Source organism: Rhodococcus sp. IEGM 1241, assembly GCF_033142365.1.
Taxonomy (GTDB): Bacteria; Actinomycetota; Actinomycetes; order Mycobacteriales; family Mycobacteriaceae; genus Rhodococcus_F; species Rhodococcus_F erythropolis.
In genome coordinates this window covers 124,402-147,838 of record NZ_JAWLSE010000001.1, presented here as the reverse complement: position 1 = coordinate 147,838, position 23,437 = coordinate 124,402, and the positions used below count along the sequence as shown (strand labels likewise).

Genomic DNA, 23,437 nt, shown 5'->3' with positions numbered 1-23,437 from the left:
AAATGTCGGAGCCTCCGATGCGTGAGATCGAGTGTTTCCTCGTTCTCGCTGAAGAACTGCACTTCGGTCGCACCGGCGAACGACTGTTCATCTCCCAGAGCCGAGTCAGTCAGCTGATCAGCGGGTTGGAGCGCCGTATCGGCACCAGCCTGGTGGCGCGCACCAGTCGCCGCGTGCACCTGACTGAATTCGGTGCCGATTTTCTTGCGTCGTTGGCTCCCGCGCATCGTGCGCTTGTCGGAGTAATCGAGGACGCTCAGTCAAGAGCACGGAACATGCCGACGCCGCTTCGGGTGGGTTTCCAAGGAGCAATTTACGATTCGATCGCGGCTGCTGTCTCTCGCTTCGAGATACAACATCCGCAAACTTGCGTGACCATCAAAGAATTACCCCTGGGTGATCCGTTCAGTGATGTACTCGCCGGGCGAATCGATGCGGCAGTGGCACTTCTCCCCGTAGATGAGCCCGAGCTGACAACCGGGCTCGTCTTTTCTCGACAGCCCCAGACCCTGGCCGTCTCAGTCCATCACCCGTTCAGTGAACTGGACGTGATCGACGCCGAGCAGTTGGCGCAGATCTGTCTGGTACCCATCACCGGCCCCGCCCCCGACTATTGGCAGCGTGTGAATTCCCCGAGCACGACGCCGGGCGGAGCCACGATTCCCACGCAGGGCGGGGCGAGCACCGTTCAGGAAGGCCTGTCGCAGGTCGCATTCAGTCAGGTCGGCCTCATCCTGTGCGCGGCAACCGCTGCATACAGCCAGCGCTCGGACATCACATTCGTACCGATCAACGGATTACCCGAATCTGCTTTGGGCCTCGTGTGGCGTACCGATCTCGAAAGCCCACGACTCCGCGTTTTCGCGAAGGCGATCGAGGAAGCACACTCCTGCCCCGCCTGACGGCGATCAGCCAAGTCGCGGAAGGACTCCGGGACGTGGGAATGCATCGTGTGTGGGATGATCGCGCCATGTCTGCGATCACCGACTACTTCACCGCGCGCACGGATGAGCACGCCACCTCCGCCCTCGAGGGACTCGTCGACTTGGAACCAGCGGTGATCGAGGCGAACGATGCCTCTCGCCCGCGGGTTCAGTTGGCTGCGGGTGGGACTCCAGTTCTGCAGGCGAAAGGCGTCGATCCAGTTGTCGCGCTCGGCCGACTGGAGGCAGCCCTCACCGCTCGCCCCTACAACGAGGTCGCAAAAGGTCCACGCTGCGGGAAACTCGTCGCAATGAGCGACGACGGCGACACCCTCGTGCTCACGGTTACCGACGAATTACGCGATGCACTAGCGGAATTGAACGCTGACGATGTCGCCGCCGCTGCGGCGGCCTGGGCAATCGACGAGACGAGTGAACCGTCGGAGGACTCAGTGCCGTTCCTGACCGCCTTCGCCGAACTAGCGACCAGAGCTGTGGCTCAGGGCGAACGGATGTATGGCTACGTCGTCATTTGAGCTTCTCAATTCCGCCGATCTGAACGGACAGGCCGTCCGTCTTTGACAACTCCCGACTTACCGTCACCCCGGGATCTGCATGGCCAGATCGTTGCGGTCGAAGTCGGAGAACTGCTGGGTGTCAGTGCAGTATCCGCAGCTCGCTCCGAAGAACTCGGTGCGGGCGTTCGGATCGTCGAGTAGCCAGTACCGCAGCCACGCCGTGCTCGGCCCGCGCATATCGCCGCCGTTGATCGCCGTACCGAAGTGCGTGGCGCCGCGCAGTTCCAGATACTCGGCCGGTACGTGGTCGGCGTCCTCGTACATCGCCCGCACGATCGCCGGCCAAACGATTGCGTCGGCCTGGCCGGCCAGATACAGAACCGGCTCGTCGATGAGGTCGACATCATTGAGCGGGCCTGGCTGGATCGCGACGGCAGTGTCGACGCGGTCGTCGATCGCAGCATTGATCGCCGCAGACCCGCCCTGCGAGTGCCCCACCGCACCAATGTGTTCCAGGTCGACTTTGCCGTAGAAGACACTCGACGGGCTGGCCGCCTTGTCCGCGATGAGGTCGATTCCCGACCGCATGGTGATGGCGAAGTTGCTTGCCGGTGTATTGGCGGCGACCACGATGAATCCGTGGCTGGCGTAGTGGCGCAACAAGGAGGTGTACGCACCGGGGAGCACACCGGTCCCGTTCCCCCAGATCACAACAGGGTGCTTCTCGCCGCGCGCGCCGAGCTGGCGCGGGTAGTACAGAGTGTGCACCAGCCCGATCGAGACATTCGGCGTGTACGGCCCTGCACTCGCCCAGTCGTGCCCGACGCTCGGGATGCCGGGCGTATCGGCAGCCGCTGTTCCGGTTGCGCCCGTGAGTCCTAGCGTCGCGCACAACGCAACCGCCGCTGCAGCATTCACGAAATGTTTCAGAGACTTTCGCATGAAAGTCAACCTTTCGAAGTTGATCCGGAGTGACGTGTATTACATATTCACGGCAGGGTGACCCGTCGGCTTTGTTCGAGGAAATGGACTATCCCAGAAGTGTTGTGTCTGTAGACAAAAATCATCGTTCTCGGCGAATGACCGGCCGACGCAAACACCCAGGGCGCGAAGTCGAGATCGCCTCGGCCTACGGCTTCCGCGCGGATTGCTCGGCACACAGCCGTAGGAAATGTTCGACGACCTGCGTGTTCTGGCCGTCCTTTGCCACGGCTGCGATCTTCCGTGGCGGCAGTTCGAGTATCTCGCCCACAGTGCAGCCGCGTTCGGATGCTCGCTCGGCACTGGAGAGTTCGAGGATGACAGCACCGATCCCTTCGTATGCGAAATCCGCGAAGGCATCGCGATGCTGTGACCTCATCACGAAGGCGTGGTCGATTCGCGGTTCGATCGAACGCAGATGGCGATAGACATCGGAAGTTTCGAACCGCGGTGCGACGACCAAGCCGATGCGCATGAGGTCCTCGCCGATGAATACCCCGCCCACCGGTGGCGGGGTGCCGGGCGGGCAGACAAGGCGCAACTTGTGGTCCGGAAGGCGCACCATTCGAGTCCCGGGAACGCCGGTGGGCGGCGACTCCATTATTGCCACGTCAGCGGTGCCGGCCATGACCGGGTGAATCGCATCGGCCACAGATGACCCCGGCGGAACCGAGATGGTGATTCTCAGGTTCGGCACCTCCGAGCGCAGCGCTCCGAGCAGCACCGCTGTGGGATCGTCCGCAAGGCTCGCTGTCGTGGCAACACTGAGGTGGGGGACTGCTGACAGTAAGAACTCGCGCTCGACCACTAATCGGTCGAGCGCGGCCAGCGCTTCGCGTGCTGGATCGATGAGATTCCGTCCGCGCGCAGTCAGCGTCGCGCCGGCCCGGCCCCGATTGAAAAGTCGTCCTCCGACGCGTCTTTCGAGTCGCGCAATTGATTGAGAGACGCTCGATGTTCCTGTGAACTGGTTTGCCGCTGCTGCCGTGATACTGCCGTGTTCGACGACCGCGAGGAAGTCTTGTAGCTGCCGCGGATCGATTCGCGGGGGCGCGGACTCTCCGAAGTTGCTCATCGGGCGTTCCCCATTCCACCTTCGTCACGTAATCGGCTGGTCGTCTCGATAAACGCTTGTGCCGCAGGCGATGGCGTCGAACCGTGGAACATCCAGATATCACGAGTGAGCGGGGGCCGAGTACGACACAGCACCACACCTTCTCCGACTGTATCGGCGACAGATTCGGGAAGGAAGGCGACGCCGACTCCCGCGCGTACAAGTGGGATCATCGAGGCCACAGAGATAGTCTCCGCAACCACCGCCCCGTCCACAGTGCCTTCGCCCAGGCGTTCCGCCAACAGTCGCCGAGTGACATCGTCACGCGGGCTGGTGATCAATCCGATTCGCAACAGATCCGTCAACGCCGCTACCCCCTCGCCTTCACTTCGTGCGGCGGGCACCAGCGCAACGATTTGTTGCCGGCCGAGAAGGATACGTTCAACACCCTCGTCGAACACCTCGTCCACCCCGAGGCCGATATCAGCCTGACCCGAGGCGACCACCGTTCCGATTCCGTCGGTGTCGTTGCTGAGCATCGTCACCGCAACATTGGGAAACTTGCTTTTGAACGCACCGAGGGCCGTGGCCGCCGGATCACGCGCCAATGTTCGCGGACATACGACCGTCAGCCGACCCCGCTGCACGACGTTCAATGGATGCAAAGCGTGATCCAAATCCCGGTATGCCCGAAGTACTTGGGCCGCCGGACCTGTGAGATCGCGTCCAGCGTCGGTCAGGGTGACTCCCCGCGAGCCACGGCGGACGAGCGTCAGGCCGCACTCTTTCTCCATTCTGGCCAGAGCCTCCGAGATTGTCGGCTGGCTGACCCCCAGTCCGCGAGCAGCAGCGGAAATGCTGCCCCGATCAGCAAGGGCGAGAAAGTATTCCAGATGACGCCGGTCCATTGGGATTCCCTTCTCATGGAAGTCCGCGTGCGCGCCCGATTCTGCGCCCGTCAGCCATAGGTAAACCCTATGGCATACCTCTCGAATGTGGCGTAGACGGGAAGAAGAATCCCGTGATCTGCTTCACATATGAACGCAGTGAGCAACAACCCGGGGAGCTTCGACCAGACGCACCCGTCTGCTTTTGTCGAGCACCTATCGCCGCCTGTGAGCACTACGGAGAAGGCGCCGAAATGACCGAAACCATCACCGCTAGTTCGCCATCCGGCGCTACGTCACCCCGTTCCGCGAGGCGGGCACGCTCTGAGCCGAAGCCCGCTCGACAGCGTCGATCCGGTACACGACGCACCATCGGGGTACGACTGGCCCAGGCCGCACTGCTTTTGGTCCTACTCGGAGCGTGGCAGCTCGTCGCATCGCAAGGTTGGATCGAGCCAGTTCTGGCCAAAACGCCAGGCGAAGCCTGGAACTACTTCACCGCAGCAGTGCAGTCGGGGGAGATTTCGACGAACTTGCGTGCCACGATGACTGCCGTCGTGATCGCGTGGATCCTCGCAAGCGCAGTCGGGGTGGCGGTAGGGCTCTCCCTCGGACTGCTTCCGACCCTCGAACGCATCATGAGTCCGTTTCTGGATGCGGCGAATGCCATGCCACGTCTTGCGCTGGCACCTCTGCTTATCGTCATCTTCGGGATCACGATGACGGCGAAGGTCGCTCTCGCGTTCACACTCGTATTCTTCATCGTCTGCTCGAGTGCACGAGCCGGTGTGAAGTCAGTGGACGACGAATGGCTCCGACTTTCCACTGTCCTGAATGCCAGTAAGACACAGGTGTTCTGGCACATTCTCCTCCCCGTCGCGACACCTGGCATTTTTGCCGGTCTTCGGTTGGGGCTGATCTATTCACTGCTTGGCGTCGTGGGTTCTGAACTGATCTCGTCACGGGACGGGCTGGGCCAGCTTGTGTCGATCTACTCGGCCCAGTTCCGGATGGAAGCGGTCTACGCGATCCTCATACTTCTCGCAATCGTCGCAGTCGTCCTCAACCAGGCCATGAACTTCGCTGAGCGTTACCTCCTTCGGTGGCAGCCGCCGGCTCGACGATGACAGGAATCATCATGGATACCAATGTGATTACACCCGCAGTGCAACTCGACGGACTGACGATATCCTTCCCCTCGCCCGACGGGTCGGCGAAAACTGTGGTCGATAATCTCGACCTCACAATCCCTCGCGGACAGTTCGTCAGCCTGGTCGGCAGGAGCGGTTGCGGAAAGACCACTCTGCTCAACGCGCTCGCTGGATTGGTGGACGCAACAGAAGGGAAGACCGAGGTCCTCGGCACAACGCCATTCGACGCTCGTTCTCGGATGGGCTTCATGATGGCCCGAGATGCGCTGTTCCCGTGGCGAACAGCGCAGAAGAACGTGGAGTACGGTCTCGAATTGAGGGGAGTACCCAAGGCGGAGAGACGAACTCAATCCGCGCGCTGGCTTGCGGCCGTTCAAATGTCCGAGGCGTCACGGCTGTGGACTTGGCAACTCTCCCAAGGGATGCGCCAGCGTGTCGCGTTGGCCCGAACGTGGGCTCTGGATCCGGACATCTTGTTGATGGACGAACCGTTTGCCGCCCTCGATGCGCAGACCCGAGTCGAAGTACAGCGAGAATTCCTCGAGCTTTGGCAATCCCAGGTAGGCCGGACGGTCATCTTCGTAACCCACGACCTCGGCGAAGCCATCTGTCTCTCCGACCGCGTTCTGCTGCTCGGGGCCGGCCAGGTGATCGACGACGTCAGCATTGACATCGAGCGCCCCCGCGAACTCGAAACCCTCACCGCCGAACCTCGATACATCGAAATCTTCAACCGGCTGCGTGGTCAGCTCGACCACTGATGTGCCCAGCCAACTCAGCTTGATTACTGATGTGCCCAGCCAACTCAGCTTGATTTCTGATGCGCCCAGCCATCAAGGAACAGGAATCCCATGAAACTTCGACCTTTTGTCGGCACAGTCATTGCAGCGTCCCTACTGCTTTCCGCGTGTGGAGGGGGAGGGCGTCCGAACGACGGTAGCGTCGCCATCGGGGTCTACCCTGCGAGTGCTTTGTCCCTACCTGTCTACGTCGCCGTCCAACAAGGAATGTTCGACAAGGAAGGCCTCCACGTCGAGCTCATCGACGGAAAGAACGGGCCCGAACTCATCAGCGGTCTCATCGGCGGTACAACAGATCTCGCGGTCGGTGCACCCGGAACCGTCGTGCCGGCCATAGAGCAAGGGCAGAGTCTGCGGCCACTGTCCCCGTACGGGTCGATCGATCTTGCCATCGCCGTGACGAAAGACAGCGGCATCACCACCATCGAGAATTTGCCCGGCAAGCGGATCGCCATACCGTCACGTGGCGGCGCAGCCGAGCAATTCGTCAATCAGCTTCTCGCAGAACGAAACATCGACGCCTCCACGGTGCAATTCATCGCAGCGGCACCCACCGCGAGTCAGATACCACTCGCACGAAAGGGCGACATAGATGCCGCCGTTCTCACCGCTGCCAGCCAAGCCGTATTCGATGCTCAAGGAATTCCGATGACGGCGATTACAGAAGTGGACCCGGTGGGCTCTGACGGCGTGAGTTCATACGGCCTGGGCACGGTGCTCGTCACGACAGCCACATTCGCTGAATCCGATGCTGCTGCCCCCGTTTGTGCGGCGCTCGAGGCCGCAGCAGGGTGGATAGCCGATCCCGCGAACGAGCAAGCAGGAGCTCAACTTCTCACCGAGCGAATGAATGTTCCTGCTGACAAAGCCAACCAGGTGTGGGCTTCGCAGAAGACCCTCTGGCCGGTCGAGATTTCAGCCGACCGATGGACCCAGAACGTCGCATGGGTGAACAACCAGACCTCGGGCAAGTCCGACGCAGACGTCCCTTTCGACCCCCTCTGCTGACCAACGCCCCCCCCATACACAATCCAGTTCGTCTACTACGAAAGAGAAGAAACGATGACACAACTCGCTGACCAGTCAACACAATCCGAGTCCCAGCACGATCGCCGGCAGCTCACCGAGGCTTGGTCTGCAGTCACCGACAGTCTTGCGACATTCGGTTCGACCGCTGCCGCTACCGGATCGCCGCTGGACAGCGCCGAAGGCGTACGGCACGCACTTCGCCTGTTCGGATACCTCGCCGAGATGAATATCGAACGCCAAGACGTGCTCCGACCTGAACTCTTCACTCTGATGTCACCGATGCGAAAGTTCTGGGGAGACGGCATCGACGTCGACTACTGGACTGCGATGATCGACCCCAACGAGACATACCGTATTCACGGTAACCGTGGCACAGTGCCGTACGTCGCCGTCCTCGCCAATCGCGTCGGCGCGTCTGGGACCGATCGGGTCGCCGACAACATCGTCATCGACGACAAGGTGTGTGACGCGGACGGCAACTTCGAGATCTTCGTCGCACAAGAGCTGGAGGGGCGCAGCGGCATTCGGCTGGATGAGCGCTGCTTCGACGTAGTAGTGCGTGTGTATCACAAGACGCGTAACGCGGAGATCGATCCCGTTCTCCACATCGAGCGCCTCGGTCCGCCGCCTGGTGCACGCCCCGATCTCGACACGGCGTGGCTGGCCCAGCGCCTCACGAAACTTGCTCGTGGCATGGACGTGAGCCTTCGACGCAGTCTTCAGCTCATCGAAACACTCAGTCAGTCTCCCAACGAGATTCGCGTGACCTCGGAGCAACGAGGGTGGGGAGACTTCTACGGCACCAGCTCCAACCAATACATTGCCGGCTGGTGGTCACTGAAAGACGCTACTGCCGTGGATATTACATTCACTCTCCCGGACTGCACCTACTTCGGAGTGATGCTGTACAACCACTGGTTCGAGTCCTTCGAGTACCGCGACCACACCGTCAACCTCAACGACGCACACTTCGAGCGCAATGACGATGGAACCGTGACAATCCGAATCGGGGGAGCAGAAGGTGACAGAAATCGATTGAACCCCTGCAACCACACCGAAGGCATCCTGTTGGCGCGCTGCCTGGAGCCCGCTGAGGATGTCACTTCGCCTCATGTGGAGATCATTCGATGACCGACGAAGTAGACCTGCCGTTGGCAGGTGTCCGAGTAGTGGAGATCGGTCAACTGATCGCAATACCCAGCGCCGGGCAGCAGTTGTCCGATCTCGGCGCCGAGGTCATCAAGCTCGAGCCCCCTGGCGGTGAACCGGCCCGACAAATCGACGCCGATTACGCGCGCGGCATCTTCTACGGGTACAACCGTGGAAAGCGTTCAATCTGCCTCGACCTCAAAGACTCCGCCGATCTGCAGCGGGCTCGGGATCTGATCGCGTCGAGCGACATCCTGCTGCACAATCTGCGCCCGGGAACGCTTGATCGACTGGGATTCTCCTCTGCCGAACTCCAACGTCTGCGACCGGAAATCATCAGCGTATCGGTGAGCGGGTACGGGGCGGAGGGCCCGTCCGCCACCCGCGCCGGGCTCGACATCGCTGCGCAAGCAGAGAGCGGACTGATGTCGGTGACGGGTGAGGCGGATGGCCCGCCACAGCGTGTGGGCGCACCGGTCATAGATCATGCAACGAGCTACGTCGTCGCCCAAGCGGTACTGGCAGCGCTACTGCGGCGCGATCGCACCGGCAAGGGCTCCTCCGTCCGAGTTTCCCTGCTCGACGTTGCGATCCACTTGCAGACCGCCAACTGGATCGAGTGGCAAGTGTCTGGAAAGGCTATGAGCCGCAAAGGGAACGGACAACCAAGCGTCGCACCTGCCGCAGACGTCTTTCGTGCCGTCGATGGCGAGCTGGTGATCAGCGGCTACCAACCGCGAGCCTGGATCGAACTGTGCAAGGCAATCGACCTGCCGGAGTTGGCCGACGACCCGAGGTTCACCACCAACGCGCTGCGCGTGGAAAACCGTGTTGACCTCGTCGCCACGATCGAGAAGCAGCTGTGCCACCGTAGCGCCGCGGAAGCGGTAGAGCATCTCACTGCGGCCGGAGTGGTTGCCGCACTTGTGCGTGACTACGACCAGGTGATCTGCGCCGACGACGTGGTTGCGAACCGTTCCTTCATCCCCGGCACCAACGAACATGGCGAACAATATTTGACGCCTGCCATGCCCTATCGCGCCGAACCTCCGATGGCACGAACTGGTCCCTCGCAGGTCCCGGCCTTGAACGAGTGGGCGTCGTCGATGGGCTGAATGCGTCACTCTGGCCGAAAACCACTTGGCAACAACGTAACTGACAAACCGATATCCATGCATCATCGAGGAGATGTCCAGTGCTGACAACCGCATTTACCGAGACGTTCGGAGTTCGTCACCCCATCGTCCAGGGCGGCATGCAGTGGGTGGGGAGAGCAGAACTCGTAGCGGCAGTTGCAAACGCCGGCGCGCTCGGCATGCTCACTGCTCTGACACAGCCGACACCTGACGATCTTGCCCGAGAAATATCCCGAACGCGCGAGCTCACCGATCAACCTTTCGGGGTCAACCTCACCATCCTCCCGACGATCACACCTCCGCCCTACGATGAGTATCGCAACGTGATCATCGACTGCGGAGTCAAAGTTGTCGAGACAGCCGGATCATCTCCCGCACCCCATCTGCCGCACTTTCACGCCGCCGGCATCAAGGTTCTCCACAAGTGCACCAGCGTCCGCCACGCGGTCAAAGCCCAAGCCCTCGGCGTCGACGGCATCAGCATCGACGGGTTCGAATGTGCCGGGCATCCAGGGGAAGACGACGTACCGGGTCTCGTCCTCATCGCTGCAGCAGCAGAGCGGATCAGCATTCCCATGATCGCGTCCGGTGGATTTGCCGATGGGCGAGGATTAGTGGCGGCCCTCGCGCTCGGCGCCGACGGCATCAACATGGGCACTCGGTTCATGTGTACCGAGGAGTCCCCGATTCACCACAACATCAAGCAGGCGATAGTCGCTGCCTCGGAGGTCGACACGGAACTGATTTTCAGGTCACTGCGCAATACCGCTCGCGTAGCACGCAACAGCATCAGCCTAGAAGTTATCGAAATTCTCTCCAGTGGCGGCAATTTCGAAGACGTTCGACATCTTGTTGCCGGTGCGCGGGGCAGAGCGGTGTTCGACAGCGGCGACCCGGAGGCTGGCATCTGGACGGCGGGGACTGTGCAAGGACTGATTCACGACGTCCCCACTGTGGGTGAATTGGTGGAACGAATTGTCACAGAGGCCGAAGCACTGATTGCCGGACGGCTTACCGGCCTCCTGGATCCTGTCAGCGCCTGACTACGTCCGAACCCACTGGGCGCTACCGTCGGCCAGTTCTTCGCGAATGCCCCTGCCGTTGCGCTCGTCGACCCGCGTGCCGCCGATACCTCGTCCTCGATGCGTCGTGCGGTGACGGTGAGCTCTTCCAGATCGCCTCGCGGCTTGCCATCGCCGCTCGATCGTTTCGGATGCATCCCGACGATCATTGACGCCAGGACGAGGAAAGGAGGTGTACTCCGAATTGCTTGGGGTCATCAGAGTGACGACCGCAAGGATTTCGATCGGCACCGAACACGATCTACTCGACGTTGTGGCCATGGGGCTACCAAAACATCACCGTCGGCCCGCAGCAGCTCCCCCATTACGTCCACCGACATTTCTTGGCTTCGACTTACAGCAAGGACGAGAGCCCGGCGTGCCCGTCCCGACTGTGCGATCGTCGAAGTCGTCTGGCAACCCTTTCAAGGCACCTACTCCCTATGGCGCCCCGATCCCCGCAACAATCTTGCGCTTGACCGAACACTGAAGTCTCACGCGCCCGATAGCGTTCGCGATAGAATCCGATATTTCGCTCGCATCGTCCGGGGCACACAGAAGGGGAATCAAGAGCATGCATGCGGTACCGACCCGGAGGGCGAAATTCGTTGCAGCGGGATTGATCATCGCTGTGGCTACTGCTGGTGCTATCGGTGTATCGAAGATCTTCGCTGCACGCCCATCCTCTGCGAATATCGAAGAGACCATCACGAAAGCGGAACGTGGACGGCACAATCCAGCGTGTGAACCCATCCCGTCGAGGCCCGATGTAGCTACGTTGCGTCGCTCTTCTGACGCGTCGGTTCGTTTGACGAACGTGGTACAGACTGCTGCGCAGCTCTTGCGAGTCAACGGAGCGGCTTGGGGGCCCCAAGTCGCTGTCGGTACTGAGCTATCCATTGATGAAGCTTTCGAGAACGCCGGTTCGATTCCCGGAGATGCGATAGTCGCAGAAGCGGAGTGGCTTCGTCAGGCGCAACGAGATGGACTCTACGACGACGCAGATCGTTCGCTCGATTCGCTTGTCCGGCACATCGAGTCGACAACCATCACGGACGTCGACCTCGCCAGCCATCTGGGGCCGAATTGGCCCGCAGTAATCGATGTCGTCGGGACTGTCGCCGCGATCGGGTTCGAGGAGTACGTGAGCAAGGTGCGCGCGTCACCCCCGATGAGAGCAGCTGACGCGCTCGACCTTCGATCCGCGTTGCGGGAGAACACGGTAGCCCTCGGCCTGGAGGCGGAGTGGGACGGCGCTCAGGAGTTGGTCGCTCTCTACTTTCAAGGATGCACTTCGGCCGCGCTGAGCCGGCGAGAAGCGAACCTTTCGGTCGAGGATTACATCCATGATTGGGACCTGGCGGAGGCTCTGGCACGCGACGCCGTAGCTGCTGCTTTCGCAGCAGATATCACGAGCAACGAGAACCGTGGACGAGTCGAGATCTTGGCACGAGGTCTTCAGATCATCCAGGTGCCAGACGAATTGGGTCCGAACGACCGGTTGACCCGATCCGTGGATCCGAACGAGAACTTGCATCCGGACGAGGTCGCGCTTCTCGAACTGGAAGATCCATTGATCGAGGGCGAGTGACACAACCAGAGCCTCCGGCGAGTGTGGCGCGGCAAGCAGAAGGGCGGTTGCCGATGTGGCACCGCGCTCTTAGAACCGAAGTGACGCAACATCATCGTGCTCTGCTCTTCGGTGCCCCCTTGCTCACGCAGACAACGCAGCACCTCCTTTCGATACGGACGTAATCGAACCCCGAAAATCATGTCCTCTAGCTGACGGTCCATCCAGTCGAAGAAACAGTTCGCGTCGTGCGGCGGCAGCGGATTTACCGTGAGTATGCCCAGTCTCGAAGCCCCAGCAGAAGCCGAGGGTCTCGACTAACTTTGCCGGACCGACTGCAATGGTCAGCTTCGGCGGAGTGAATCTCGGAAGAAGAAACCTTCGTCCCCGATATGCCAAGTCCCTTTGCAGCCGGATCGACCCGCGGCACGCCTCGCGATAATTGTTCACCTCAGTGCCGCTGTTCCGACCAAGGAAAGTTCGAGGCGCTTCTCCACGGCGAAGTCGATGCATGTCGCGCCGTCGACACCATGCACCTGAGTGTTGGGAAGGGTGCCGCACTGGATTCGGCGTCCGTCACCAGAGTGTCAGTGATGGCTACATCATCCCAGTACTCAACCCTCGCGCCATCACGCAACTGGTTCCAGAAACAGACAACCAGCGGTTAGGTAGTTCGATAATTTGCGGATCGAATCCACCGTAACCGATCCTTGTCTGGCACTGGAGATGCAACAGCGCTCTTCATCTAAGCCGTGGGGATTGATAGATAGGTGCAGATCAAGCCTGCAATGTCTCCCCTGAACTCACCTCGCCCCATGGTTTCGCCAGCCAAGCACACAATCGATTGTGGCGTGCGCCACAAATCTCCTATAGGGTAACCACTGTTAGCCTGCGACGGGGTGCGAGACATTTCCCAGCGCCGGATCCACGCTCTATCCCACTCCTGAACAGACCGAGGGAGAGCTGAGCGCTCTTGACGACGTCGTGGTGGATTGAGGATCAAGAAAGAAAGATGGTATTGCCGTGCAGTCATCACTTGTCTCTCTGCCGTCCATGGAGAGAGTCCGCATTGGCGCTCCGGTCGCGGAGGCCGCAGCCCAGGAAGCAGAATTGCTCGGGGCGACCCGCGTCTTCGTCGTATGTAGCGGGACGCTCAACTCGCAGACCGACGAGATCGCTCGGGTGATCGAGGCACTGGGTGATCGATTCGTGGGACTGTTCGATGCGGTTCGACCCCATGTACCGCGCGAAGACGTCATTGCTGCCACCCGAGTTGCTGCCGACGCCGATCCGGACATGCTGTTGTGCGTGGGCGGCGGATCGGCGACGGACCTGGCGAAGATCCTTGCAATCACTCTGGAGCACGGAGTTCGCGAGGCATCGCAAATGGACGCCTACCACCTGCAGGTCAATCCCGACACATCGGTGACCGCCCCCACCTTCTCCGCCCCGAAGATCCCGGTAGTGGTGGCGCCCACGACCCTGGCGGGAGGTGAGTTCAACGCGTTGGCCGGGTCGACGGATGAGAAGAGCAACGTCAAAGAGGGTTACTTGCATCCGGCGATGACCCCGAAGGCTGTCATCCTCGATCCTGCACTCACGCTGCACACGCCGGAGTGGCTGTGGCTGTCGACCGGGGTTCGCGCACTGGACCACGCCTTCGAGACCCTGGGCTCGCTCGAATCGAACGGGTACTACGACGGGATGGCGATGAACGCCATACGACTGCTCTCCGAAGGACTCGTCCGAGTGAAGGAGAACACCGACGACGTGGATGCGCGGCTGATGTGCCAGGTCGGTGCATGGTCGTCAATGGTCGCGATCGTCGCAGGCCTCGACATGGGCGTCAGCCATGCCGTCGGGCATGCACTCGGCGGCTCGTTCAACGTCCCGCACGGGTACACCTCGTGTGTCATGGCGCCTTTCGCACTCGAGTACAACCGCGAGGTCAACGAGCATCGCCAGGCGCTGATCAGTGCGTCCTTGGGTGCGCCGCAAACGCCCGCTCACGAGTTGGCGGACTCGCTCATCCGGCGGCTCGGCATGCCGAGATCGCTGGGAGAAGTCGGGCTGACCGAAAACGACCTCCCCAGTCTGGCTACGTACACGTTCAAGGACATCTGGTGCGGGACCAACCCGAACCCCATTGCGAATCCGGACGCTTTGGTTCCTTTGTTGCGGCGGGCACTCTGATCGAGCCCGAAAACAAGTGATCCCCCTCCACGTCGGGTGGAGGGGGATCACCTGTTTTCGAGCTGAACGGCCGTCACCGTCAGCTGGGCGTACCGCCGTTACCACTCTGCGTTCCGGGACGGTGACGGAGAATTCCGACGACGATGTAATCCACGTAGGTTGCCACCAGCGCCTCGATATCGTGGTCGTCTCGAAGCCACCAGCTCACACCATTCATGAGGTCGAGCACCGCAACAGCCGCACGTTGTGGGTCGGCGATTTCGAACTCTCCGGCGCGGACACCGGCAGCAATCACATCGCGCACACGCCTCTGGTAGTACTTGCGGTACTCGAGCACCCTCATACGGTGTTCGTCGGTAAGCGCCGAGATCTCTCGTAGGCTGACCAGATGCTCGACCCTGTTCATCGCTAGATGCCGCAGATGAACATCGATCAGCGAGGTGAGACGCTCGGCCGGTGTTCCAGGTTCGTCGAGGACGAGTAAATGCTCGTCGACCGGGTCCCGGGTCATCTTGAGCGCGATCGCGTAGAGGATCTCCTCTTTCGAGGTGAAGTGGTTGTAGAGGCTCGCGCCCTTGATTCCCACCGAATCTGCGATGCCACGCATACCGGCCGAGTGGTAGCCCTGATCAGCGAAGTATTCGGCCGCCGCGGCCAGTATGTCGTCACGTCTGCTTGGAAGACCTTCAAGCCGTGGTCGACCGGATCCGGGTGTCGCGCTGCTGGCAGGATCGATGTTCAGCGTTTCAGTCCTTTGCATACAGGCGGCGTAGTTCTCTCTTGAGCAGCTTCCCCTGAGGGTCCGTGGGCAGCTCGTCCACAATCGTGATCGCCTTTGGAACCTTATAGCCTGCGAGCACGGCCTTGCAGTGGTCTCGCAACTCCTGGCCGGTGAGATCGCTGCCGTCTACGACGATGACGAAGCCGGTGACCGCCTCGGACCAGTAGGCGTCCGGAAGTCCCACGACGGCGGCGCGCGACACCTCGGGGTGGGCTTGTAGTACTCGCTCGACCTCCTGCGAGGACACGTTGTAGCCGCCCGTCTTGATCATGTCCTTGCTGCGATCGAGGAAGAACATGTTGCCCTCCGAATCGCGACGTACGATGTCGCCGGTGTGGACCCAACCACCGTCGAGGACAGCGGCGGTCTTCTCGGGATCCTTGTAGTAACCCAGCATCACCGACGGCGTGCGACAGAGGAGTTCACCTCGCTCTGCTTCATTTCCGTCGGCATCGACCACCTTGACCTCGAGATGGCCTACAGGCTTGCCGATCCAGGTCGGATCCTGATCGGGAATGTCCTCGAGTCGCTTGAACCAGCCGACGGAGCCCAACTGCGTCAACTCGGACTGACCCCAGTAGGTGCCCCACACCGATGCGGGCGCCGCGTGGTGCCATGCGTCCACCGTTCGCGGCGAGACCTGACCTCCGTAGGTCAGGCAGCGTTGGATGGTCCCGACAGTCTCAGGACCGAAGTCAGGATGATCTGCGAGCGAGATGAAGAAGGTCGGGGTTTGAGCCAGGACGGTGATCTGCTCCGTTTTGATCATGTGCAAAGCGTCGGCAGGCGCGAGGCTGGCCGGGAGCACGAGCGTCGCTCCCAATAGCAGGAGCGAGGTCAGGGAGCCGATTCCGGCAATAGTGTGGAATGGCATGACGTAGAGCCAGACGTCATCGTCCAGGCATCGCAGTCCCCATGTGTACGCGGGTGCGGTGGAGACCAGGTAGTTGCGATGCGGCAGCATGACGCCCTTCGGAGCCGCCTCGGTTCCACTGGTGTACACGATCATTGCGAGATCGTGCTCGTCCACATCACAATCCGGCTCTGTCGGCGACGAGGACTCGAGGAGTTGATCGAAGCAGTGGCCGCCGAACTCGTCCGTGCTGTCGAGAACAACGATTTCGGGGCGGGTACCGAGTCCCGCCAGCGCTTCTTCCAGTACCGGCAGGAATTCCGCGGCCACGACCACAACCGCGGGCTCGAGGTGCCCGATCTGTTGAGTCACTTCGTTCGGTCCGAAAAGGACATTGATGCCGGAGTACACCGCCCCTATTTTGAGAGCACCGTAGTAGGCGACTATCGACTCCACACGATTGCGGGCCATCACGGCGACCCGGTCACCGCGGGAAACACCGAGTCCGAGGAACATGTGGGATGCCCGGTTGGCATCCTGATTGAGCGCACCGTAGGTGGTCACGGTGCGTCGACCACCTGGGGCATACGACACGATCGCCGGCTTCGAGTATCGACTCTGCGAGTGGCGGCGTAGCTGGTCGCCCAACGTCGCTCGCCCTAGCGGTGACGACTGGGTCGCTGTGAGGGATCGGACAAGCGGACCTGAACTCCGTCGCATATCAGTGGCATCCGATTCGACACTTGTCGACAGATCCATGGTTCCTCAACTTCCTGAATGCTTACCGCGGTTAGTATGATGTGGCTCATACTGTCATCGGCATCACCCCGGGTCAAGCGAAGTTTTCAAGCAACAATTGGAATATTAAAATCGCACTTGGCTGTGTTGCTAACGACTGTTAGCCTGCATGGCATGACTATCGTCACTGACCTGGACCGTGACCACCTGCGTTCGGCGGTGTTACGGGGCAATGTTCCGACCATGCTCGCCGTGTTGCTGGAGCTGACCGCCGACGAGCGGTGGGTGGCACCCCGCTATCAACCCACGCGCAGTCGGGGCATGGATGACAATTCCACGGGAGGACTTCCGGACGAGGTTCAGTCCGAAATCCGAAGCGCGTTGATCGACGCAGTGGAACGCTGGTGGACGCTGGACGAGCCGTCCCGGCGGACGCTGGACAGCTCGGAAGTAGAGCGAATCCTCAACTTCACCTGCAGCGAGACCGTACCGCCGGACTTCGCGCCGATGATGGCGGAGATAGTCAATGGTCCGCAGATCAAGCCTGCCACCGCCAAGTGCGACGAGCGACTCCACGCCATCGTGATCGGAGCCGGCATCGCGGGGATGCTGGCCTCCGTCGAGCTCACCCGCGCTGGGATCCCTCACGTGATCCTGGAGAAGAACGAGGACGTCGGCGGATCATGGTGGGAGAACCGCTATCCGGGCGCCGGAGTTGATACACCGAGCCACCTTTACTCGATCTCGTCGTTCCCTCGTAACTGGTCGACCCACTTCGGCAAGCGCGACGAGGTTCAGGGATATCTCGAGGACTTTGCGGAGGCCAACGACATCCGGCGCAATGTCCGCTTCCGTCATGAGGTGACGCGCGCCGAGTTCGAGGAGTCGAAACAGAGTTGGCGTGTGTCCGTCCAGCGACCGGGCGAGTCGCCGGAGACCCTCGAGGCTCCCATCCTGATCAGCGCGGTCGGTCTGCTCAATCGTCCGAAGATCCCACATCTACCGGGAATCGAGACCTTCCGTGGTCGCCTCTTCCACTCCGCCGAGTGGCCGAGCGAGCTCGACGATCCCGAGTCGCTCCGCGGAAAGCGAGTGGGCATCGTCGGTACCGGAGCCAGTGCTATGCAGATCGGCCCGGCCATCGCGGATCGTGTCGGATCGCTGACGATCTTCCAGCGCTCACCACAGTGGATCGCACCGAACGACGACTACTTCACGACCATCGACGACGGCGTCCATTGGCTGATGGACAACATCCCCGGCTATCGCGAGTGGTACCGGGCGCGTCTGTCGTGGATCTTCAACGACAAGGTGTACTCGTCCCTCCAGGTCGACCCCGACTGGCCAGAGCCGAGCGCCTCGATCAATGCGACCAACCATGGTCATCGCAAGTTCTACGAACGCTATCTCCGCGATCAGCTGGGTGATCGAACAGATCTGATCGAGGCATCTCTTCCGGACTATCCACCCTTTGGTAAGCGAATGCTGCTGGACAATGGCTGGTTCACGATGCTTCGTAAGCCCGACGTCACACTGGTGCCCCACGGAGTCGACGCCCTGACACCTTCTGGACTCGTCGACACGAACGGCGTCGAGCACCAGCTGGACGTCATTGTCATGGCGACGGGTTTCCACAGTGTGCGCGTTCTTTACCCGATGGACATCGTCGGTCGATCCGGCCGGTCCACCGGAGAAATCTGGGGCGAGCACGACGCGCGCGCCTACCTGGGGATCACAGTTCCTGACTTCCCCAATTTCTTCGTCATGACCGGACCGAACACCGGCCTGGGACATGGGGGGAGCTTCATCACGATCCTGGAATGTCAGGTCCGCTACATCATGGATGCCTTGAAGTTGATGCAATCGGAAAACCTCGGCGCGATGGAGTGCCGGGCCGAGGTCAACAATCGATACAACGAGGCCGTCGACCGACAGCACGCACGGATGGTCTGGACCCATCCGGCAATGGAGAACTGGTACCGAAACCCGGACGGTCGCGTCGTGTCGGTCCTTCCGTGGCGGATCAACGACTACTGGGCCATGACCTACCGAGTCGACCCGGCAGATTTTCGTACCGAGCCGGCACGCTCCGAGTCGGTCCCGACTCCGACCGCGCGAGGGTGATCATGCAGGACGAAGCCACCGGCGGCGTGCACGGCGGGCCGCTGTCGGGTATCCGGGTCATTGAAATGGAGGCCATAGGGCCGCTACTGCACGCCGGTCTGATGTTGGCAGATCTTGGCGCCGATGTCGTGCGCATCGTGCGCCCCATCTCGATGGGAGCAGATGACGGAATCGACGATGCGAATGCGGGGATGCTCCGAGGGCGGACCGAACTCACTGCAGATCTGACCAAGACCGAAGATCTCGCCAAGGTGCGCAGGCTGATCGGCCGAGCGGACGTCCTGATGGAGGGCTCTCGGCCCGGCACGATGGAGAAGCTCGGCCTGGGCTCCGAGATCTGCCTGCAGGACAATCCGCGGCTGATCTACGGCCGAATGAGTGGCTGGGGCCAGAAGGGACCGATGGCCCGAGAAGCCGGGCACGACCTGAACTACCTTGCGCTTTCGGGCGCGCTCGAACAGCTCGGACCGGCTTCCGGGCCGCCGTCACCGCCGCTGAACTACGTCGGGAACTTCGGCGGCGGATCGATGTTCCTGCTCGTAGGAGTACTTGCCGCGCTGCACGAAAGAGAACGCACTGGCCGAGGCCAGGTGGTGGATACAGCGATGGTCGACGGCGCCAGTTCGTTGACTGCGCTCGTCCGATCGTGGCAGCACGCCGGCCGCTGGTCAGCCCGTCGTGGAACCAACCTCCTCGACGGATCTGCCCCGTTCTACCGCGCGTACGAGTGCGCAGACCACAGGTACATGGCGGTAGGGGCCCTCGAAGACGTGTACTACGACCGCTTCGTGTTCGGACTCGGATTGGATCCCGCCTCGTTGCCGAATCGCTGGGACCAATCGAACTGGGACGACTTGTCCGAACGCTTCGGCAGAACCTTCGCCACACACGATCGCGACGCCTGGGTCGAGGTCTTCGACGGCCTGAACGCTTGTGTCACACCCGTGCTCACACTCCACGAGGCAACACTCCACGACCATGCAATACAGCGGACGGCCTTCGTCGATGCAGGAGGCTTTTCGATGCCCTCCGCCGCACCACGGCTGGACTCGTCACAGGGAGCAGCCCCACCACGGAGAAACGACGAACTGGACGCAACCGTGTCGCGATGGGAGATTGCCTCAGAGCACCTCGGGGGCAATTCCACTCGACATCGGTCCACTCGCATGGCTGTTGGTCCACAGACGTGGTGAGCGAGAGAACCGATGGCGCCAGGCGGGCTACGATTTCGGTATGCGCAGGCTGGCTGGATCGTTCGATCGTGACCTCCCCGGGTTGCCGCGTGGCCGCGGCCGACTGGCTGTGGACGAGGTCCAAGACGCGCAACGCGATCGCATTCTGCGTGCGATGATCTCGTCGACGGCGGAGAAGGGGATCGCCTCGACCACGATCGCCGATGTCGTCGGGCGTGCCAGGGTGTCTCGTCAAGCTTTCTACAAGCAGTTCGAGAGCAAAGAAGCGTGCTTGATCGCGGCGATCGACGCCGGCATCGAGGTGATCGTCTCCAACATCACCTCGACACAAAGCTCGACCGCCAATTTATCTCTACACGAACAGCTTTCGGCTGTAATCGAGAAGTATCTCGAGACGTGTTCGTCCGAACCGGAGTTCGTGCGAGCCTGGGTGGTGGACCTACCTGTGGCCGGCCCGGCAGGGGTGGCGAAGCGCAACGAGTACGTGGAACTGCTCGCCGATGCATTGCTCGTCGGCTACTCGTCCAAGTCTTCAGAAGCCCCGGGGCGTGAAGTGTTTCTCGCGGCGATCGGCGGTTGCAACGAGTTGTTCTACCGCCAGGTGGTTGACGGGTCGAATTCGTACATGAATCTTCATGCGCCGATCATGTCCTTCCTTGAACGGGTACTGGATCTCTCGTCCGACCCTTCGTAGTCCGGTGTTGACAAGCCACGGGTAGATCGCCATGCTCTCCCATAAGTACTGCTGCGTACTTATGAAAGAGGAGTGGTCATGCGAATTACGAGTGGACTGACACAGCGTCCGATCGCACCGCCCGGCCGGGTAGCGATCCGTCCGCGGCGAGTCGATTTCGACTGGGAGAAAGCGCCTTTGGTGTGGTTGCCGAACGAGCCGATCGCCTCATACCTCCTCGGCTCGATGAACCTCGTCATCCCGGAGGGCGAACGGATGATGATCCAGGCCTTCGAGCAGGCTCTCCCGGACGTGCACGACGAGAAGCTTCGCGAGGACATGCTCGGTTTCATGGGCCAAGAATTGCTGCACGCAGAGGCGCATGACGAGGTCATGAATCAGGTGTTCACACGGCACGGGATCGACCCGGCCCCGTTCAACCGCCAGATGCAGTATTTCTTCCGTAGAACTTTGGGCATCGGTGACGACTCCGATCCACAGGCCATCCGGCAGCGCCTGATCGAGCGTCTCGGGATTTGCGCGTCTTCGGAGCATATGTTCGCGTTCGTGGGCGACTGGGCGTTGAACGCGGACTTGGAGAAATTCGGCGCGGATCCGCAGATGCTTGACCTCTATCGGTGGCATGGGGCCGAAGAGGTCGAGCATCGTGCCGTGGCACACGAGGTCGCCACGTACTTCGGAGTCGGCTACTTTCGCCGCTGTATCTCCATGATCATCACGTGGCCAATCTTTTTGGGGTGGTTGCTCCGTGCTGCGATGTATCTGAGCCGCAACGACCCCAACACGCCGAACATCGGTTATCCGCGATTGCTACTGGAATTCGTCCGCGCCGGACGCCGCGGACTGGTGCCTGGTGTATCGAAATGGTTCTGGAGCGGTGTGTCGACGTTCGTGCCGGGATTTCACCCCGACAGTGTGGGGTCCACCGCCCAGGCCCTCGCCTACGTCGCGCAATCGCCAGCGGCCAAGCGGGTCAACACATGACACCCGACGCGCCCGAACTCACACAGCGGTGGCAGGCCCCCCACGAGATCCCGGTCGACCTATGCCGCGGCAAGCGCCGCGACTCGATTCTGCGCATTCTGGATGTCCTGGTCTCCACGCAGGTCAAGTTGGCGGTCTTGATTCATCGCGACGAGCCACCGGAAAACCGGATCGACGAGTACAAGACAACGCTCACGGTGTCGGAGCGCACGACGGTGGCCACCGACAACGACGTGGTCAGTCTCGAACTGCGAGCACCTGACGGCAGCGACCTCGAACGGTGGTATCCCGGGGCACACCTCGACCTGTACCTGCCCTCGGGACGGATACGTCAGTACTCGCTGTGCGGCGATCCCGCCGATCGACGCTGCTACCGGATCGCGGTACGCCGGATTCCTGATGGTGGCGGCGGATCGAACGAGGTGCACGACGAGTTGCCAGTCGGTACCGTCGTCGGCGTTCGCGGTCCACGCAACGCGTTCGGGTTCGTCGAACCCGGGCGAATCGAGCGCGCGAAGCGCGTTCACTTCGTGGCGGGTGGCATCGGCATCACACCGATACTGCCGATGGTCCGCGAGGCGGAGCGCATGGGCCTGGATTGGTCGCTGATGTACGTCGGTCGCGAGCGCCGCACACTACCGTTCCTCGAGGAATTGTCGCCGTTTGGTGATCGGGTCACCATCCGCACCGACGACGAATACGGCCTACCCGCAGCGAACGATCTTCTCCCGCCGAATGTCCGCAGCGGCGACGCGATCTACTGTTGCGGTCCGGTCCCGATGATGGACCTGATCACAGCTTGTGTGCGCAACGAGCCCGGTGTGGAAGTGCACGCCGAACGCTTCTCCGCCGCACCGGTCGTCGATGGACGACCCTTCCGCATCCAACTGGCTCGCACCGGTCAGGTCATCGATGTCGCCGCCGACCAGACCGCACTGGACGCGGTCCTGCGTGTGAACCCGAAAGCCCCCTATTCATGTCGTCAGGGCTTCTGCGGCACCTGCATGGTCCACGTCAGCGACGGCGACGTCGATCATCGTGACAATTCGTTGAGCCCAGCCGAGCGCGCCGCCGGCAAGATGCTCCTGTGCGTTTCGCGGAGCAACAGTCCCTGCCTGACGGTCACCACATGAATCCACCGATGAGAAAACACAATTCCAGACGACCGGAGTACCTGTTGAACGACGATCAACTGACATCGCGGGTGGTGGACCTGATGATCGCACTGGAGGAAATGGACGCCGATGCCGTGCGCGCACTCGTCGATCCCGACATCGAATGGCGCAACACCGGCCTGCCCAGCGTGCGTGGAAGCAAACGCGTCGAACGGGCGCTCACGATCGTCTCTCGCCTGATCACCAGGTACGAGGTCGTGGAAGTGCTCACGATGACCACCGACCACAACACCGTGTCCTCCCGGCGAAGAGAGATCATCCGCATCGGATGGTTTGCCATGCACCTCGACGTAGACGGCCACTACACATTCGCAAACGGCCTGCTTCGCATTTGGGACGACCGCTTCTCCTACCGCCGACTGCTCCGCGGATTGCGATTCGGCCCAACCACCTGAAGTAGCGACGTTTTGTGTCGCATTTTGCCGGGGAGTCCTCACCAGATG

Annotated in this window: 21 protein-coding genes; 16 read left to right on the top strand and 5 right to left on the bottom strand. The window is 61.3% G+C overall.

Features of this window, described 5'->3' with window-relative positions:
* Positions 1-2 precede the first annotated feature (2 nt).
* Both R4P70_RS00675 and R4P70_RS00670 read left to right on the top strand, forming a co-directional pair.
* Positions 3-902 carry a LysR family transcriptional regulator gene (locus R4P70_RS00675; protein ID WP_317830194.1) on the top strand — a complete coding sequence of 300 codons (900 nt, stop codon included), beginning with the start codon at positions 3-5 and terminating at the stop codon, positions 900-902.
* A 41-nt stretch (positions 903-943) separates the two neighbouring features.
* On the top strand, positions 944-1,459 hold the full coding sequence (locus R4P70_RS00670) for a hypothetical protein (protein WP_317830724.1): 516 nt from the start codon (positions 944-946) through the stop codon (positions 1,457-1,459).
* A gap of 63 nt (positions 1,460-1,522) precedes the next feature.
* Here R4P70_RS00670 and R4P70_RS00665 read toward each other — a convergent pair whose 3' ends face one another.
* The 3 genes from R4P70_RS00665 to R4P70_RS00655 all read right to left on the bottom strand — a co-directional run bounded on the left by R4P70_RS00665 (position 1,523) and on the right by R4P70_RS00655 (position 4,384).
* A complete protein-coding gene (locus tag R4P70_RS00665) occupies positions 1,523-2,383 on the bottom strand; it encodes an alpha/beta hydrolase family protein (RefSeq protein WP_020971333.1) in 861 nt (286 codons plus the stop codon).
* Between the two features lie 187 nt (positions 2,384-2,570).
* A complete protein-coding gene (locus R4P70_RS00660; protein ID WP_317830193.1) occupies positions 2,571-3,497 on the bottom strand; it encodes a LysR family transcriptional regulator in 927 nt (308 codons plus the stop codon).
* Positions 3,494-4,384, bottom strand: a complete 891-nt coding sequence (locus R4P70_RS00655) for a LysR family transcriptional regulator (protein ID WP_317830192.1) — start codon at positions 4,382-4,384, stop codon at positions 3,494-3,496. Before R4P70_RS00655 ends, R4P70_RS00660 begins: the two co-directional genes overlap by 4 nt.
* 233 nt (positions 4,385-4,617) lie before the next feature.
* Between R4P70_RS00655 and R4P70_RS00650 the strand changes: the two genes are divergently transcribed.
* The 8 genes from R4P70_RS00650 to R4P70_RS00615 all read left to right on the top strand — a co-directional run bounded on the left by R4P70_RS00650 (position 4,618) and on the right by R4P70_RS00615 (position 14,452).
* Positions 4,618-5,490 (top strand): ABC transporter permease, encoded by an 873-nt coding sequence (locus tag R4P70_RS00650; protein ID WP_020909703.1) that lies wholly within the window; start codon positions 4,618-4,620, stop codon positions 5,488-5,490.
* A gap of 11 nt (positions 5,491-5,501) precedes the next feature.
* Positions 5,502-6,275 (top strand): ABC transporter ATP-binding protein, encoded by a 774-nt coding sequence (locus R4P70_RS00645; protein WP_317830191.1) that lies wholly within the window; start codon positions 5,502-5,504, stop codon positions 6,273-6,275.
* A 90-nt stretch (positions 6,276-6,365) separates the two neighbouring features.
* A complete protein-coding gene (locus R4P70_RS00640; protein ID WP_317830190.1) occupies positions 6,366-7,322 on the top strand; it encodes an ABC transporter substrate-binding protein in 957 nt (318 codons plus the stop codon).
* A gap of 54 nt (positions 7,323-7,376) precedes the next feature.
* On the top strand, positions 7,377-8,474 hold the full coding sequence (locus R4P70_RS00635) for a hypothetical protein (RefSeq protein WP_019746017.1): 1,098 nt from the start codon (positions 7,377-7,379) through the stop codon (positions 8,472-8,474).
* Positions 8,471-9,607, top strand: coding sequence for a CaiB/BaiF CoA transferase family protein (locus tag R4P70_RS00630; RefSeq protein WP_069145301.1), 1,137 nt, complete (start codon positions 8,471-8,473; stop codon positions 9,605-9,607). Before R4P70_RS00635 ends, R4P70_RS00630 begins: the two co-directional genes overlap by 4 nt.
* An 80-nt stretch (positions 9,608-9,687) precedes the next feature.
* Entirely contained in the window at positions 9,688-10,671 is a 984-nt protein-coding gene (locus R4P70_RS00625) for an NAD(P)H-dependent flavin oxidoreductase (protein WP_021333239.1), read from the top strand.
* An 835-nt stretch (positions 10,672-11,506) separates the two neighbouring features.
* Positions 11,507-12,280: a hypothetical protein gene (locus R4P70_RS00620; protein WP_021333236.1), complete on the top strand. Its 774-nt coding sequence runs from the start codon at positions 11,507-11,509 to the stop codon at positions 12,278-12,280.
* Between the two features lie 1,002 nt (positions 12,281-13,282).
* A complete protein-coding gene (locus R4P70_RS00615; protein ID WP_031331412.1) occupies positions 13,283-14,452 on the top strand; it encodes an iron-containing alcohol dehydrogenase in 1,170 nt (389 codons plus the stop codon).
* 79 nt (positions 14,453-14,531) lie between these two features.
* Here the strand turns inward: R4P70_RS00615 and R4P70_RS00610 are convergent, their stop codons facing one another.
* Both R4P70_RS00610 and R4P70_RS00605 read right to left on the bottom strand, forming a co-directional pair.
* The gene (locus R4P70_RS00610; protein WP_069145298.1) at positions 14,532-15,212 is read right to left on the bottom strand and encodes a TetR/AcrR family transcriptional regulator; all 681 of its coding nucleotides are present in this window, start codon (positions 15,210-15,212) and stop codon (positions 14,532-14,534) included.
* Positions 15,199-16,806, bottom strand: a complete 1,608-nt coding sequence (locus tag R4P70_RS00605) for a class I adenylate-forming enzyme family protein (protein WP_069145297.1) — start codon at positions 16,804-16,806, stop codon at positions 15,199-15,201. The genes R4P70_RS00610 and R4P70_RS00605 overlap by 14 nt, the downstream gene beginning before the upstream one ends.
* A gap of 192 nt (positions 16,807-16,998) precedes the next feature.
* Here R4P70_RS00605 and R4P70_RS00600 point away from each other — a divergent pair, with 192 nt between their 5' ends.
* The 6 genes from R4P70_RS00600 to R4P70_RS00575 all read left to right on the top strand — a co-directional run bounded on the left by R4P70_RS00600 (position 16,999) and on the right by R4P70_RS00575 (position 23,389).
* Positions 16,999-18,948, top strand: a complete 1,950-nt coding sequence (locus tag R4P70_RS00600) for a flavin-containing monooxygenase (RefSeq protein WP_021333232.1) — start codon at positions 16,999-17,001, stop codon at positions 18,946-18,948.
* A gap of 2 nt (positions 18,949-18,950) precedes the next feature.
* On the top strand, positions 18,951-20,141 hold the full coding sequence (locus R4P70_RS00595) for a CaiB/BaiF CoA transferase family protein (RefSeq protein WP_031331408.1): 1,191 nt from the start codon (positions 18,951-18,953) through the stop codon (positions 20,139-20,141).
* Between the two features lie 40 nt (positions 20,142-20,181).
* The gene (locus R4P70_RS00590) at positions 20,182-20,835 is read left to right on the top strand and encodes a TetR/AcrR family transcriptional regulator (protein WP_021333230.1); all 654 of its coding nucleotides are present in this window, start codon (positions 20,182-20,184) and stop codon (positions 20,833-20,835) included.
* Between the two features lie 78 nt (positions 20,836-20,913).
* Entirely contained in the window at positions 20,914-21,819 is a 906-nt protein-coding gene (locus R4P70_RS00585; protein WP_021333229.1) for a metal-dependent hydrolase, read from the top strand.
* Positions 21,816-22,952 carry a PDR/VanB family oxidoreductase gene (locus tag R4P70_RS00580; RefSeq protein WP_069145296.1) on the top strand — a complete coding sequence of 379 codons (1,137 nt, stop codon included), beginning with the start codon at positions 21,816-21,818 and terminating at the stop codon, positions 22,950-22,952. The genes R4P70_RS00585 and R4P70_RS00580 overlap by 4 nt, the downstream gene beginning before the upstream one ends.
* Before the next feature lie 44 nt (positions 22,953-22,996).
* Complete coding sequence (locus R4P70_RS00575; RefSeq protein WP_232816828.1) at positions 22,997-23,389, top strand: limonene-1,2-epoxide hydrolase family protein; 393 nt, start codon at positions 22,997-22,999, stop codon at positions 23,387-23,389.
* Positions 23,390-23,437: the final 48 nt, after the last annotated feature.